Raw genomic sequence first — 14,330 nt, forward strand, 5'->3', positions numbered from 1 at the left:
ATACGCTCTCCTGTTGTTTATTTATCCGTGTCATGTGCCTACGCCTATTCGTTGTCCTACCAGGGCCGCATGCTGAGGTTGATAGATGGTTTGACCGATCAATTTGAAGTCACTGGAGATATTATGCAGTGTCTCTGAATGACCGATAAACAGATAACCATCGTCGGCAAGTAGCTTCCTGAATTTGTGAATGATCTTGATCTTAGTTTGGACATCGAAATAGATGAGCACGTTGCGGCAGAAGATAAGATCGAAGGGGCCCTGCATAGGCCACTCTCCCAGTAGGTTCAGTTGTTTAAAGTGAATGAGCCGTTTGATCGATTCGTTAAAGTGCACCTCGCCCTGACTGGGTCCAGGTTCGACACATTGGTTAAGCAGTGACTTGGGCACGTTAGCCATCGCCTCTATGTTGTAGATACCGGCCCGCGCCTTATCCAGCACGTTAGTGTCGAGATCTGTGGCGAGGATCTTAAGATCCCAGTGAGCGGGAGGAAAGTGCCTGGCGAGGGTCATGGCAATGCTATAGGCCTCTTCACCTGTTGAGCAGGCCGACGACCAGACTCTGAGTCGACGCTGGCGCTTTTTTTGCCATGTTGTCACCAGGTGCTGCTCCAGATAGTCGAAGTGATGCGACTCACGAAAGAAAGAGGTGAGATTGGTGGTCAGCGCATTGATGAAGTTGTTCAGCTCGTTGGCGTCGCTTTGCAACAGCTGGCAATACTCATTAAAGTTGCTGAATTTAAGCGAGCGTAGGCGTCTGCTGAGGCGGGAATAGACCATATGCTGCTTCCTGTCAGGCAGCACTATGCCCGATTCTCTGTAGGCAAGCTGTCGAATAAACTCGAAGTCTTGCCGCGTCATCGGAAATTCCTTTTCGTTGCTTTGTTCCAATCTTTTCCCCTAGCGGTGGCTCTCGACTGTGGACTGTGTCGGCGCCATTCCTTGGCGCCGATACTCAGTTAAAACTCGTTCCACTCTTCGTTGCTGATGTTCAGTGGACCATGGCTGTCGCCCGACACTAACGAGAGTGGCGCCGATATCATTCCTGAATGGGCTGGTGCCTGAGATTGGAAGAAACCAAGTTGAGCCTTCATGTTACGTGCCTGTTCGGCCATGGCATCTCCGGCGGCGGATACCTGTTCTACCAGGGCAGCATTTTGCTGAGTCATCTCATCCATCTGTGAGATCGCCTTGTTGACCTCTTGTATGCCTGCCGATTGCTGATCAGAGGCGATACTGATCTGGCTTATCATGTCGGCCACCTTAGTCACAGCCTGCACGATATCCTCAAGGGTTTCTCCTGATTGATTAACCAGCTGGGTGCCGTCTGTTACCTTGGTGACACTGTCACGGATCAGCTCCTTGATCTCTTTGGCGGCGCCGGCGCTGCGCTGAGCTAAGTTGCGAACCTCTCCGGCGACCACAGCAAAACCTCGTCCCTGCTCACCGGCTCTGGCGGCTTCGACGGCAGCGTTTAGTGCCAGTAGGTTGGTCTGGAAGGCGATCTCGTCGATCACCCCTATGATATCGGCAATGCGTTTACTCGATTCGTTGATTGCGTCCATCGCGGTGACGGCCTGCTCCACCACCTTGCCACCATGGGCGGCCTTAGTATTAGCTTCTTGGGCGAGTTGGTTGGCGACCGTGGCATTTTGTGCACTTTGGGTCACAGTTGCTGTCATCTCTTCCATGCTGGAAGCGGTTTCTTCCAGCGAGGCGGCCTGTTCTTCCGTGCGCTGACTCAGGTCAGCATTACCCTGAGCAATCTCTTCTGCGCCTGAGGTGACGGTATTGGCTGACTGGTTGATGCCATCGAGCACTTCCGTCAGCTTGGCAGCGGTGGCATTGGCATCGGCCTGCAATTTACCAAATTGCCCTTGGTATTCACCTTGGATCTGGCGGTTAAGATCGCCCTTAGCCAAGCCATCGAACATATTCACCACATCCCCGATCACTTGATCGGCAATACCGACCAGACGATTAAGGCCATTAGAGAGGTTGAGGAAGAAGCCTTCTTTGTCCTGAGTATCGACTCTTAGAGAGAGATCGCCTTTACCTGCGGCGCTGATGATGGAGTCAATTTCGTGTTCTATGGCGACTTCGGCGGTTCTGTCGGCCCATTCCACCACAGTGCCTATGCTCTCACCGTTAGGATCACGAATAGGGTTAGCAACGACCTGGAAGGTACGGCCACCCACCTTGAGTTGGCTGGTATAGGTAGTTGTCAGGCTCTTTAGTAGGTTTCGTTGGTGGCTAGGATTTTTGTGGAAATTGTCTATGTTGATGCCGAGCAGCTTGTTAGCATCGAACTCAGGCAGATCTTTGACGATATCCTTTTGGGCCTGTTTAAACATCTGGCTAACCGCCTTATTCATGTAGATGATGTTTAGGTCGGCGTCGGCAACCATGGTATTGGAAGACACATTGTCTAAAGCCTGCTTGATTCGGGCATTTTCGGCGGCCAGTTGGCGCTCTTTGGCCTCTTTGGCCAGCTTTTCAGTGACATCCTGCCACTCAACAACGGTACCTGTGCGTACGCCGTTTTCAAACACTGGGGTGGCGATCAGGGTAAAGTCGAGTCCTGCCACCTGGATGCTGGTGTCATAACTGTTGGTAAGCTTGTCGAGCATCTTGCGTTGATGGGCCGGGTTTTGGTGGAAGATATCTATGTTGCTGCCAACCAGGGTATCGGTATTAAACTGGCTTAACGTCTGTTGTAGGGTTGGCTCGTTATCTTTGAGCATTTGCGTGACAGAGTCGTTGAGATAGATGATGTTGTAGTCGGCATCGGCTACCATCACGTTGGCACGGCAGACATCCAGTGCCTGTTTGATGCGACTATTTTCCTGGGCTCGTTTGTTTTCTTCTGCGGCCTTGGCCAGAGCTTCTGTCTTATCTTGCCATTCGACTACTGTAGCAATACGTTGATTATCGTCATCAAATACGGGGGAGGCGATTAAAGAAAAAATGCGGTTGCCCACCTCGATTTGGGCTGAGTGAGGACGTTTAAGATCGGCAATAATTTTTTGCTGGTGGCTGGGACGTTGGTGGAAGGTGTCCATATTGGTGCCGATTAAAGTGTCGACACTAAAACTCGAGATAGCCTGTTTTATATCTGACTCAGCCTCTTCTAAAGTATGACGCAGCGATTGATTGAGGAAGTTGATATTCCCTTGCGGATCGGCCAGCATCACATTTGCCTGACATATTTCCAGCGCTTTAAGTTGTGCCTGATGACTTTGGTTGGCTTGCCAAAGCAGAGTCAGACCCTGGCTTATTTCGCTCCAGTGAGGGTAATCGAAGGAGGAAAAACTCGGAGGATTCTTGCCGCTAATGGCGCGGTGGATCTCCTCGAAGGCTTGTTGCAGATTTTGTTTCATCTGCCCCTGTTGTGGTATCCCCATGGCGATGATGGCAATGGCGACAACCTGAGTGATCCCCACCCACAGCGACGGTTGCTGAGTGAAAGCCAATAAGGCTGCTACGGCTGCGATTAGCAGTCCGATTATCGGTAGACTATTTGTTTTGTCAGTCTTAGTGTTCATTGCATCCATTCTCAATTCCTCTTATGCCGAGTTAGGCGCTGACAGCCTGTGTTAATTCAGCGTCAATATGATTAATGATGTTTGACAGTTGGGCCGCCTCTGGCAGTACCTCACTGCTTAGCAGGGTATTGATATCTAAAAGAATGACCATCTTGTCGTCCAGGTTGGCCAGCCCCTTAATGAAGGTAAGATCTGTATCTTCGCCAAAGTCGGGTGCATCTCTGAGATCTTTTGGCTGGACGCTAAAGACATCGGATACGGCATCGACCACAATGCCTATAACTTTCTGCTCTTCGGCGACACTCACCTTGATAACGATCACTACGGTGGTGGGGCCATAATCTAGGCTGGCGATACCAAATCTTTGCCTGAGATCTATGATGGGGACTATGGTGCCCCGCAGATTAATCACGCCTTTGACATGGCTAGGGGCATTGGGAATCACAGTGGTGGGTTCCCAGCCACGGATCTCTTGTACCGAGAGAATGTCTACACCGTACTCTTCCTCTGCCATGATGAAGGTAAGGTATTGAGCGCTGCTGTCATCTTTTGCCGCTAGGGTGATTGTCTCTTCATCTGCCAGAGTCATGATCGAGTCTCCATCTGTAATTTCGGAAGTTAGGCGGCGTGTTCTTGGACGCTATTGATCCCGGTAAGGCTTACTAGTCCGGCAATATCTATGATCAGAGCGACCGTTCCATCACCCAATATGGTTGCGCCAGATATCCCCGCAACTTTGCTGTAGTTGTCCTCCAGGCTCTTAATCACGACTTGTTGTTGGGATAAGAGTTCATCAACCAGTAGGCCCACCTTGTCATTATTGGCATCGACCACCATCACCAAGCCATCCTTTATCTTCTTGGCATCGGCGTCATGTTTAAAGGCATCAAAAACCTTGATCACAGGAAGATACTCGTCCCGTAAACGGATCACTTCATGTTCTTCACCCAGGCGGTTGATGTGGGCGGGTGGTACCTCTAAGGATTCGTGGATCGAGACCAGAGGGATCACATAGGTATGGCTGCCTATACGCACCAGCTGGCCGTCGAGAATGGCCAAGGTCAGTGGCAGGCGTATGGTGAATCGACTGCCTTTATCTGGTGAGGATTTAAGCTCTATGGTGCCGCTGAGTTCATGAATGTTTCTTAGTACCACATCCATGCCGACGCCACGCCCAGAGAGGTCAGATACGGCTTCTGCGGTGGAGAATCCTGGCTTAAAGATGAGCTGATGAATCGCTTCTTCACTCAGTTCTTCTTCTGCGCCGACCAAACCTTTCTCTCTTGCCTTAGCAAGAATTTTTTGCGTGTTTAGCCCTGCACCATCGTCGATAATCTCTATGATGATATTGCCGCCCTGATGGAAAGCATTCAGTGTCAGAGTGCCAGTTTCCGCCTTACCTTTCTGTTTGCGCACTTCTGGCGTTTCCAGGCCGTGATCGAGAGAGTTGCGCACCAGGTGCACCATAGGGTCGACGATTTTTTCCATCACGGTTTTATCAAGTTCCGTATCTTCCCCTTTAAGGACAAGCTCAACCTTCTTGTTAAGTTGTTGGCCGATATCCCGCACTAGTCGAGGAAAGCGGTTAAAGGCAAAACTGATGGGCAGCATGCGTATCTGCATGACGCTCTCTTGAAGATCCCGGGTATGGCTGGCCAACTGCTCTAGCCCTTGCTTCATGGTGATAAAGGATTCTGGGGTGATCTCGTCCTGCTGGCCAATCTGACTCAGCATCGCCTGGGTGATCACTAACTCACCCACCATGTTAATCAGCAGATCAATTTTTTCTATGCTGACGCGGATAGAGCCAGCGTCTTGGGTTTTATTGCTGACAGGGCTGGATTTAGCCGGTGGGGCGATCTTTTCAACTGGCGCACTTACGCTGGCCGTTGGTTCTGGTGATGCTGGCTTGTCATCTATTTTTACTTCTTGAGTCTTGGGCTGAGCCTGATAGTCGATCTCGCATTCATCTTCGACCCACTCGAAGGCTTCCTTGATACGTGATAGTGGCTCATCTGTGGTAAGGCTAAGAGACCAACTGAGGTTGCAGGCTTCAGGGTCATACTGGGTAAAATCTGGGATCTCCTGAGGAATAAGCTCAACGCTTAGCTCGCCGCATTGTCTGAGTTCGTTAAACATCAAGATAGGATCATTGCCGTAACGCAGTATGTCGATACCTGCCTTAAAGGTGATCTGCCAGGTGGTGAGTTCAGCTGGAGTGTCTTCTTGTGCAGTTTCTCCTTGGGGCTGAGCTTGACTTAACTCGGCGGCAAACTTCTGTTCCAGTTCGGCGAGCATAGGATCGTCGAAGGTGCGCTGATGCATCACAGCGTCTAGCATATTGCGCAGCAAATCGACCGATAGCAGTAAGATATCTTGATGATGACCAGTCATCTCGCGGCGGCCATCGCGGATCTCGTCGAGTAGAGTTTCAAGTAGGTGGGTGTAATTGGCGACTTGGTTAAAGCCAAAGGTACCACTGCCCCCCTTGATGGAGTGTGCAGCCCTAAAAATTGTATTGATGGCCTCGGGATCTGGCGAGGAGATATCGAGCTTTAGCAGCTCTGACTCCATATTTTCTAAGCCTTCTAGACTTTCTTCGAAGAAGACTTGGCTAAATTGACTGAGATCAATTTCCATATCAATACCATCCGCGATCAGATTAACGTAAGACCTTGTTGACTGTGGCGAGCAGCTGGTCTGGATTGAAAGGCTTAACTATCCAGCCGGTAGCGCCAGCCGAACGTCCTTCCTGTTTCTTGTCGCTGCCCGATTCAGTGGTGAGCATCAGCAAGGGAGTAAACTTATAGTTGGGTAGGCTGCGTAGATTACGGATCAGGGTGATACCATCCATAACAGGCATGTTGACGTCCGAGATCACCAAGTCATAGTCTTGGCTTTTTGCCTGAGTCAGTGCTTCATCGCCGTTGCAGGCCTCGGTTACATCGAATCCTGCCGTTTTTAGGGTAAATCCCACCATTTGGCGCATAGAGGCAGAATCATCCACAGCTAATATTTTCTTCATTCCTGTTTTGTCTCCTGGGCAAGCGCAAATATCTGGGTAGCGTCCAGCCCCAGTTCGGCCAAGATCTGATCGACTTCTGTGGCAGGGCGGGTCCACTGGATGTTCTGGTGATGCGATTGACAATAGTGGCTCAAAAAATAAAGCAGCTGAGCTCCGGCAGTGTCGATACGAGACAACTGGCTGGCATCGACATGTAAAGCATCAGAATTGGCGAGTTGTTCGACAATATCGTGGTGAACCTGCTGGATGTTACGAATCGTCAGCTCAGATGCTAAGCGAATCGGACTCTGGGTCATGACGGGCTCCTCTACAATCCCTGTTATTAAAACTCCACTAAGATCAAAAGATAGACGGTAATTTAGAGGCTTGCCTGAAAAATAACAGTTTTTTAGCTAAATCTGATGTAATGGCAGCGACCCAGTCACCACCACTTAGAGGATGTTGGTAGGGCTATGCTGCTATTCACCATAGTGAGTGGCGACAGCGATCACGTCATGGATGAGATCTTTATTGCGGATTTGCGGGATTTGCTTGGGATCTTGGCTGCTAGGCTTTACCGTTGCCACCCGCGTGCCATCGGGTGAGATCAGTACCATAGAGGCACTATGGTCGACCTGATAGTTTTCTCCGTCACCCACCATGGTGTAGACGAAACCCAGCTCCCGTGTCAGTGGGAGTAACTGGGCGTGGGGTGCCGTGACGGCGATGAAGTTTGGATTGAAGAAGTTTATGTAATCATAGAGCTTTTGCTGGGTGTCTCTGGCGGGGTCCGCGGAGAGAAAGATCACTTGCAGATCAACGACGCCTTCGAGTTGCTGATAAGCCGCCGCCAGCTTTCCCATTGTGGTGGGGCAGACATCCGGGCAGGAGGTGTAGCCAACGAAAACCAGGTTCCATTTATCTTTTAGCTGCGCATTGGTAAAAGGGTTTCCTCGCTGATCTGTCAGGACAAAGGGCGACAGTGGCCGCTGCTGAGGATATATGTAGCTGGTGAGTAGTTCGGGCGGCGGTGTAGGCCGCGTGTAACTGACGGCAGCCAGCGTTCCCAGCAGGGCAAAAGCGAGTAAGGCTGAGATAACAAATACTGGCTTCATCGAGTTAGCTCCAAAGATAGTGGTCGACCAAGAGCAGCAAAAATAGCAGCATCAAATGGTAGATTGAGAAGCGAAATACCTGCATGGCAAGACCCGGTTCATCCCGGTATTTGAGCTGCCAGGCCTTGTAGATAAAGCCGCAGCTTAGCAAGGTAGAGCCTACAAGGTAGAGGGGACCGCACATACCCACGAGCACAGGGTAGAGACAAGCCAGAGCCAGCAGTACCGTATAGAGCAAAATACAGGTCTTGGTAAACTCAACGCCATGGGTGACGGGCAGCATAGGTACATCGACCTTGGCGTATTCGGCACGTCTGTGGATCGCCAGCGCCCAGAAATGGGGTGGTGTCCAAGCGAAGATGATGATGACCAGCAGCAGGGCATGGCCATGAAACTCACCGGTGATCGCCGTCCAGCCCAGCAGCGGTGGCATGGCCCCAGCGAGTCCGCCAACGACGATGTTTTGTGGTGTGGCTCGTTTCAGATAGGCGGTGTAGATCACGGCGTAGCCAACAAGACTAGCGAAAGTGAGCCAAGCGGTAAGCGGGTTAACGGCCCAATAGAGTAGCCAAAAGCCAAGTACCGCCATGCTGGTGGCAAAGGTCAAAGCCTTGGAAATAGAGACGCGCCCTTTAGGCAGCGGTCGGTTGTAGGTGCGAGCCATCAGCCCGTCGATGCGGCGATCGATCAGGTGGTTATAGGCCGCTGCTGCGCCAGCCATCATGCCTATCCCGACTAGGCCTGCAACCAAGGGCTGCAGGGGGACTGCACCAGGAACCGCCAGGCACATCCCGACTAATACTGTGAGTAACATGAGGGCGACCACCTTAGGTTTGGTCATCTCTAGATAGGCTCGCCAGGGAAGGGGCGTTACGGCATGCTTGGTCATTATCATAGGTTTGGCCATGGCAGTGCCTCCTTATGCTTTACGCCACAGGGCGTAGTTGATGAAGACTAACGTGAGTAATAAGAGTGCAGCACCAGCGTTGTGAGAGACGGCTATCCCTAACGGCAGGTGCAGTACTACATTGCTGATACCCAGTGCTATTTGAAGGCATAACAGGCCCAGCAGTATCCAGGCGCTGCGTTTCATTAGCTGAGACTGGGACAGTGTGACCATGCGATACACTAACCATAATATGGCGCAGGCGGTGATGATGGCCCCAAACCTGTGGGCGACATGAATCGTCATTCTCGATGAATAATCCAGGATGCCAAACTCATAGCTGCCCTCTGTCGTATGCAGAGGGTAGAAGGCGTGCAGTGGGTCTAAGTTGCTCATCCAGTCGCCTTCGCAGATTGGCAATGTAGTACAGGCCAACGCAGCATAGTTAGATGAGGTCCATCCGCCCAAGATGATCTGCAGTATGAGTAACATGAGGCAGAGCAGGGCATAGGGGGCCAGCTTTCTGAGCCTGGGGTCACCGCCGGGGATTCGTAGTGGCTTGGTTCTAAGGTAAAGCACCCACAGCAGGGAAAAGAGGGCGAAGCCGCCGATTAGATGAGACATCACCACTATGGGCATGAGCTTCATCGTTACCGTCCACATCCCTAATGCCGCCTGAAACAGGATCAGCAAGGCGATGAAACTGGGCAGTTTCTTCGGCGCGTCAGCTTGTCTGAAGCTGATAAAGAGAATGTATAGCACCAACAGCCCAAGCGTTCCGGCAATATACCTGTGTATCATCTCAAGCCAGGCTTTATCTTGTTCTATCGTGTGTTCGGGAAAGTTGTCTTGTGCTTTTGCCAGCTCATGGCTTTGAGTAGGCACCTTGAGCATGCCATAGCAGCCTGGCCAGTCTGGGCACCCCAAACCCGCGTCAGACAGCCGGGTATAGGCGCCCATGAGAATGACGCACAGGGTAAAGACTAAGGTGAGTTTAAGTAGGGATGTGATCTGCATTAGCCAACCCTCGACAGTTTAAGCATCTTTCTTAAGTCGGCGATCAGCGCCTTGCCAAGCATGATTTGGGCTTGTTCATCGTCTACCTGCTGATAGCGCATAACCAGAGAACCTAGGGGATCGACTATGATGATCTCTTGCTGGGTGAGCATCTGGCCCATTGCCTCAGTGGCCTTGGCCGTGGTAAAGCTAAATGTGCTTTTTTCTAATGCAGCCAGATCGCTATCTTCTTGCAGTAAAATAATCGGATTGACCCTATGTTGATCGCGTCCGAGTGCTATTTGGCTCTGATGCAGTATGTAGAGCCTATCCTGACAGGCTTGAGCACAATCTTGGGGTAGCAGATAGATCATCTGCCAGTGCTTAGGCATGGGATTGGTCATTGCCAGGCTAGCATAGTTGGTATCGGGCGGTAATAGCTCGCCCTTATTGGTGGCGCCACCATGATAGAGGTTCAGGCTGAGCACCAATTTAGCGACAGCGACCGGTAAGACAAATACCAGTAACAGTATGAGTAAAGGTTTCGCGCCTCGTGTCTTTGGGGATTTCATCTTAATCCTCTGGTTGATTATTTTATGGGCTTAGCACTGGCCAGACACCGAAAAATTATCAACTCCCCGAGACGGCTAGGAAGTGACGATTTATTGCGTTTAGTACGCCTGTGATCAGAAGTACTTAGTGTTTAACCTACAGGGTCTGGTTCATTAGCGCAACATTTGACAAACCTCTTTATTTTTCTTTGGATTTTTTATTTTTTCTCTTCAATATCAACAGGTAAATCATTAGTAGTAGAAAGGCGCCAGCCATTGAAAACCACTGTATGGCATAGCCTTGATGCTTCTGCGCGCTCAAGGGAATGGGTTGCCAGGGATGAGGTAAATCACTACCGGGTATCACTTGAGGCTGCAGTATGGCCGGGGCAAGCGCAAATTCGAGCCGCTGTGCCAGTTCCGGCAGATTAAGGTTCTGTATGCGCATGGGGTTACCGGTTTCCGCCAGTAGCTGTTCACTCAAGGGGTTAGTGGATTTCTGGTACACACGTCCTTCGAGAAATATGGGGGCGGTGAGCCTGTCCAGATGAGGTAACTGGCGACGATCTGGGCCCCCTGCAATGAAACCAAGTTCTACCAAGAGTCGTGGGCCGTTTTCTTGGACACGCATGACTTGGTAGGCCAGGTAACCGACCCGTCCTTCGTAAACCTGATTGTCGAGCAATATGATTGGCGCATCGACAGGACTCGCCGTTACCGCTAGCCGATAACCAGTTAACGATTCAGTTTTTCCCAGCGCCAGAAGCTGGGAATAGGTTAGGGGGGCCTCTGCTTGCCTGAGTTCAAGCGTTTGCTCAAGCGCCTGCTTCTCGGTCGCTCTTTCGAGTTGCCAAAGACCTAGCTTGACCAAGATAGCGAATACCAGCAAAGTAACTAAAACGATAAAAATCGTGCCGCCGCGAATTGTGGGAGCCTTCATGAGCGAAATATTGCTGTTTAAGATCGTCTTAGTACTGCTATTAGTCTTCATTATCTTTAATCTTGGTAGAGCTTTATTTGTCTTGGTGAAGGGAGAGGGTAAGGCGCCCATGAGCCAGTATCTGGGTCGGCGCGTGCTCTTCTCTGTGCTAGTGGTACTTTTACTCTTGATTGCGCTGGGGCTCGGCATTATCGCACCTAACCCCAGACCCTATTAGCCTGTCGATTTGTCGCTAAAGCACATAGACGAACACGAATAGGCAGAGCCAGACCACATCCACAAAGTGCCAATACCAACTGCCTGCCTGAAAGGCGAAATGCTTCTCCGGTGTAAAATGACCTTTTAGAACTCGTAAAAACAGCACGAACAGGAAGACAGTACCTAGGGTCACGTGCATACCATGAAACCCTGTGAGTAAGAAGAAGGTGTTGCCATAGATGCCTGAGGTGAGGGTGAGTCCCATCTCTTGGTAGGCGTGGGCATACTCTTTCGCCTGCAGGTAGAGAAAGACCAGGCCTAATAGTATGGTGATGCCGAGCCAAAGTGTCAGCGCCGTGCGCTTGCTCTTTTCTAAGCTTACGTGGGCAAAATGCAGGGTGACTGATGAGGTCAGCAGTATGATGGTGTTGTATAGGGGGAGGCCTGTCCAGCCCATGGCCTCCGTCTTAGTGCCATCTGGCGTGGTGACTAAGGGCCATACCGCCTGAAAGGTTGGCCAGAGCACCTCGTGGGTCATAGCGTTATTAGAGGCGCCGCCCAGCCAAGGCACGGAAATAGTGCGGGCGTAGAGCAGGGCCCCAAAGAAAGCGGCAAAGAACATCACCTCAGAAAAGATAAACCAGCTCATGCCTTGGCGAAAGGAGCGGTCCATCTGTTTAGAGTAGAGCCCGGACATGGACTCATTGATCACGGTTCTGAACCAACCAAATATCATATAGAGGATAACGGCAATGCCTGCGGTGAGAATGTAGCCGCCACTGGTTTTATCCGTTTGTAACTGTTGTATATAGCTGCCTGCGCCGAAGGCGATCAGGAAGAGACCAATGGCGCCAATAATGGGCCAGGCGCTCTGGGCGGGAACATAATAATGTTCATGTTTGCTTGTCATTTCACAGCTCCTTGCTCAACAGCACCCACGTACCCCTTGTCGGTGATGTTGTATAGCGTATAAGAGAGAGTCAGTGTCGATATCTGCTCTGGTAGCTCGGTATCGACATAGAAGATCAAAGGTAATTGTGCATCGGCATTAGCATCGAGTAACTGCTGGTTGAAGCAGAAACATTCTGTCTTGTGGAAGTAAGCGGCGCCCTGTCCTGGAGAAACGGAGGGGATAGCTTGTCCGACAATCTGCAGAGTCGAGAGGTTCTTGGCATTAAACTGGGTGCGAATGACTTCACCGGGATGCACCTGCATACGTTTCACCTCAGGAGCAAAGACCCAGGGCATATCTTTCTGGGTCTGAGCCATAAATTCGACCGTTACCGTGCGACTGGTATCTATGGTCATTGGTTTATACTCGGCGGGCGTCGACTGCGTTTTGCCATTGATGCCTAATTTTTCGCACAGCACATCGTAAAGAGGCACTAAGGCGAACCCAAAGCCAAACATGCCCACGCAACCAAGCAGTAGCAGGCCGATCAGTTTGCGGTTGGAGTGCGCCTTAGTGTCTGCCATGCTATTTCACCTCGGGTGGTGTCGAGAATGAATGGTAGGGTGCTGGACTCGGTAGGGTCCATTCTAAGCCTTCTGCACCATCCCAAGGTTTACTCGGTGCCGCTTCGCCACCGCGAATACACTTGATCACTACCACTAAAAAGATCAATTGCGACAAGCCGAAGGCAAAACCGCCGATAGAAACAATTTGGTTCACATCGGCAAATTGAATCGCGTAATCGGGAATACGTCTTGGCATGCCTGCCAGTCCCAGGAAGTGCATGGGGAAGAAGAGTACATTGACCGAGATAACCGAACACCAGAAATGTAGTTTCCCCAATTTCTCGCTGTACATGTGTCCGGTCCACTTAGGTAGCCAATAGTAGGCCGCCGCCATGATGGAGAAGATGGCGCCCGAGACCAATACGTAGTGGAAGTGAGCCACAACGAAGTAGGTATCATGGTACTGGAAATCGACTGGCGTGATTGCCAGCATCAGCCCGGAGAAGCCCCCTATGGTGAAGAGAATGATAAAGGCGAGTGCGAATAGCATGGGCGTCTCGAAGGTGAGCGAACCACGCCAGAGGGTAGCCACCCAGTTGAATACCTTGACCCCTGTTGGCACCGCAATCAGCATGGTGCAGTACATAAAGAAGAGCTCTGCAAATACTGGCATCCCAGTGGTAAACATGTGATGTGCCCAGACCAGAAAGGAGAGGATCGCGATACTGGCCGTGGCGTAAACCATGGAGGAGTAACCAAAGAGTTTCTTACGGCTGAAAGCCGGTACGATAGCTGAGATGATGCCGAATGATGGCAAGATCATGATATAGACCTCGGGGTGGCCGAAGAACCAGAAAATATGCTGGAACATCACAGGATCCCCGCCCCCGGCGGCATCGAAGAAGCTAGTACCGAAAAACTTGTCGGTAAGAACCATGGTGACCACACCGGCGAGCACCGGCATTACTGCGATCAACAGGAAGGCCGTGATCAACCAGGTCCAGACAAACAGAGGCAGTTTCATCCATGTCATGCCGGGGGCACGCATATTAACTATGGTGACGATCACGTTGATGGCACCCATGATGGAGCTGATCCCCATGATGTGAACCGAGAAGACAAAGAGCGCCGTGCTGTCCGGGCTGTAGGTCGTCGATAGAGGAGCATAAAAGGTCCAACCGAAGTTAGGGCCGCCCCCTTCCATAAACAGTGAGCTAAGGAGGATCGCAAAGGCAAAGGGTAGGATCCAGAAGCTCCAGTTGTTCATGCGCGGCAGCGCCATATCGGGCGCCCCTATCATCATAGGGATCAGCCAGTTGGCCAGGCCGGTAAAGGCCGGCATCACGGCACCAAACACCATGATAAGGCCGTGAACTGTCGTCATCTGGTTGAAGAAGTTAGGCTCCACCAGTTGCAAACCCGGTTGGAATAGTTCGGCACGGATCACCATCGCCATGGCGCCACCGGTCAAGAACATGATGAAACTGAACCAGAGGTACAGAGTGCCGATATCTTTGTGGTTAGTGGTAAACAACCAACGTTTTATGCCCGTTGGATGCTCCTCGTGGTGATCTGAATGTTCGCCAATATGAGTGGCATCCATTTCTGCTTCACGCGTTATTGCATTCATAATGCCT

The 14,330-nt window shown here is 51.1% G+C and carries 15 protein-coding genes; 1 reads left to right on the forward strand and 14 read right to left on the reverse strand.

Going from position 1 to position 14,330, the window contains the following annotated elements:
- Positions 1–30: 30 nt before the first annotated feature.
- The 11 genes from CFF01_RS00505 to CFF01_RS00555 all read right to left on the reverse strand — a co-directional run bounded on the left by CFF01_RS00505 (position 31) and on the right by CFF01_RS00555 (position 11,037).
- Complete coding sequence (locus tag CFF01_RS00505) at positions 31–861, reverse strand: CheR family methyltransferase (protein WP_088903518.1); 831 nt, start codon at positions 859–861, stop codon at positions 31–33.
- Positions 862–959: 98 nt separating this feature from the next.
- Positions 960–3,554 carry a methyl-accepting chemotaxis protein gene (locus tag CFF01_RS00510; RefSeq protein WP_088903519.1) on the reverse strand — a complete coding sequence of 865 codons (2,595 nt, stop codon included), beginning with the start codon at positions 3,552–3,554 and terminating at the stop codon, positions 960–962.
- A 22-nt stretch (positions 3,555–3,576) separates the two neighbouring features.
- A complete protein-coding gene (locus CFF01_RS00515) occupies positions 3,577–4,134 on the reverse strand; it encodes a chemotaxis protein CheW (protein WP_088903520.1) in 558 nt (185 codons plus the stop codon).
- A 29-nt stretch (positions 4,135–4,163) separates the two neighbouring features.
- A complete protein-coding gene (locus CFF01_RS00520; protein WP_088903521.1) occupies positions 4,164–6,185 on the reverse strand; it encodes a chemotaxis protein CheA in 2,022 nt (673 codons plus the stop codon).
- Positions 6,186–6,207: 22 nt separating this feature from the next.
- The gene (locus CFF01_RS00525) at positions 6,208–6,570 is read right to left on the reverse strand and encodes a response regulator (RefSeq protein ID WP_033538855.1); all 363 of its coding nucleotides are present in this window, start codon (positions 6,568–6,570) and stop codon (positions 6,208–6,210) included.
- Complete coding sequence (locus CFF01_RS00530; RefSeq protein ID WP_033538854.1) at positions 6,567–6,866, reverse strand: STAS domain-containing protein; 300 nt, start codon at positions 6,864–6,866, stop codon at positions 6,567–6,569. Before CFF01_RS00530 ends, CFF01_RS00525 begins: the two co-directional genes overlap by 4 nt.
- A 162-nt stretch (positions 6,867–7,028) precedes the next feature.
- Complete coding sequence (locus CFF01_RS00535; protein ID WP_088903522.1) at positions 7,029–7,664, reverse strand: SCO family protein; 636 nt, start codon at positions 7,662–7,664, stop codon at positions 7,029–7,031.
- Positions 7,665–7,668: 4 nt separating this feature from the next.
- Entirely contained in the window at positions 7,669–8,571 is a 903-nt protein-coding gene (gene cyoE / locus CFF01_RS00540; RefSeq protein WP_088903523.1) for a heme o synthase, read from the reverse strand.
- A gap of 12 nt (positions 8,572–8,583) precedes the next feature.
- A complete protein-coding gene (locus CFF01_RS00545) occupies positions 8,584–9,567 on the reverse strand; it encodes a COX15/CtaA family protein (protein WP_088903524.1) in 984 nt (327 codons plus the stop codon).
- Complete coding sequence (locus CFF01_RS00550) at positions 9,567–10,118, reverse strand: hypothetical protein (protein WP_088903525.1); 552 nt, start codon at positions 10,116–10,118, stop codon at positions 9,567–9,569. Before CFF01_RS00550 ends, CFF01_RS00545 begins: the two co-directional genes overlap by 1 nt.
- A 178-nt stretch (positions 10,119–10,296) precedes the next feature.
- Entirely contained in the window at positions 10,297–11,037 is a 741-nt protein-coding gene (locus tag CFF01_RS00555) for an SURF1 family protein (protein ID WP_088903526.1), read from the reverse strand.
- Between CFF01_RS00555 and CFF01_RS00560 the strand changes: the two genes are divergently transcribed.
- Positions 11,036–11,254, forward strand: a complete 219-nt coding sequence (locus CFF01_RS00560; protein ID WP_198387100.1) for a DUF2909 domain-containing protein — start codon at positions 11,036–11,038, stop codon at positions 11,252–11,254. The two genes, CFF01_RS00555 and CFF01_RS00560, sit on opposite strands and share 2 nt — an antisense overlap.
- Before the next feature lie 15 nt (positions 11,255–11,269).
- On the opposite strand, the gene CFF01_RS00565 is transcribed toward CFF01_RS00560, so the two are convergent.
- From CFF01_RS00565 to ctaD, 3 genes are read right to left on the reverse strand one after another with little or no spacing between them, the layout of a single operon-like run.
- Positions 11,270–12,145: a cytochrome c oxidase subunit 3 gene (locus CFF01_RS00565; protein ID WP_033538848.1), complete on the reverse strand. Its 876-nt coding sequence runs from the start codon at positions 12,143–12,145 to the stop codon at positions 11,270–11,272.
- Complete coding sequence (locus CFF01_RS00570; protein ID WP_088903527.1) at positions 12,142–12,711, reverse strand: cytochrome c oxidase assembly protein; 570 nt, start codon at positions 12,709–12,711, stop codon at positions 12,142–12,144. Before CFF01_RS00570 ends, CFF01_RS00565 begins: the two co-directional genes overlap by 4 nt.
- 1 nt (position 12,712) lies before the next feature.
- Positions 12,713–14,323, reverse strand: a complete 1,611-nt coding sequence (ctaD, locus tag CFF01_RS00575; RefSeq protein WP_052125561.1) for a cytochrome c oxidase subunit I — start codon at positions 14,321–14,323, stop codon at positions 12,713–12,715.
- Positions 14,324–14,330: the final 7 nt, after the last annotated feature.

The sequence above is a fragment of the Shewanella marisflavi genome, assembly GCF_002215585.1.
In the GTDB taxonomy this organism is placed as follows: Bacteria; Pseudomonadota; Gammaproteobacteria; order Enterobacterales; family Shewanellaceae; genus Shewanella; species Shewanella marisflavi.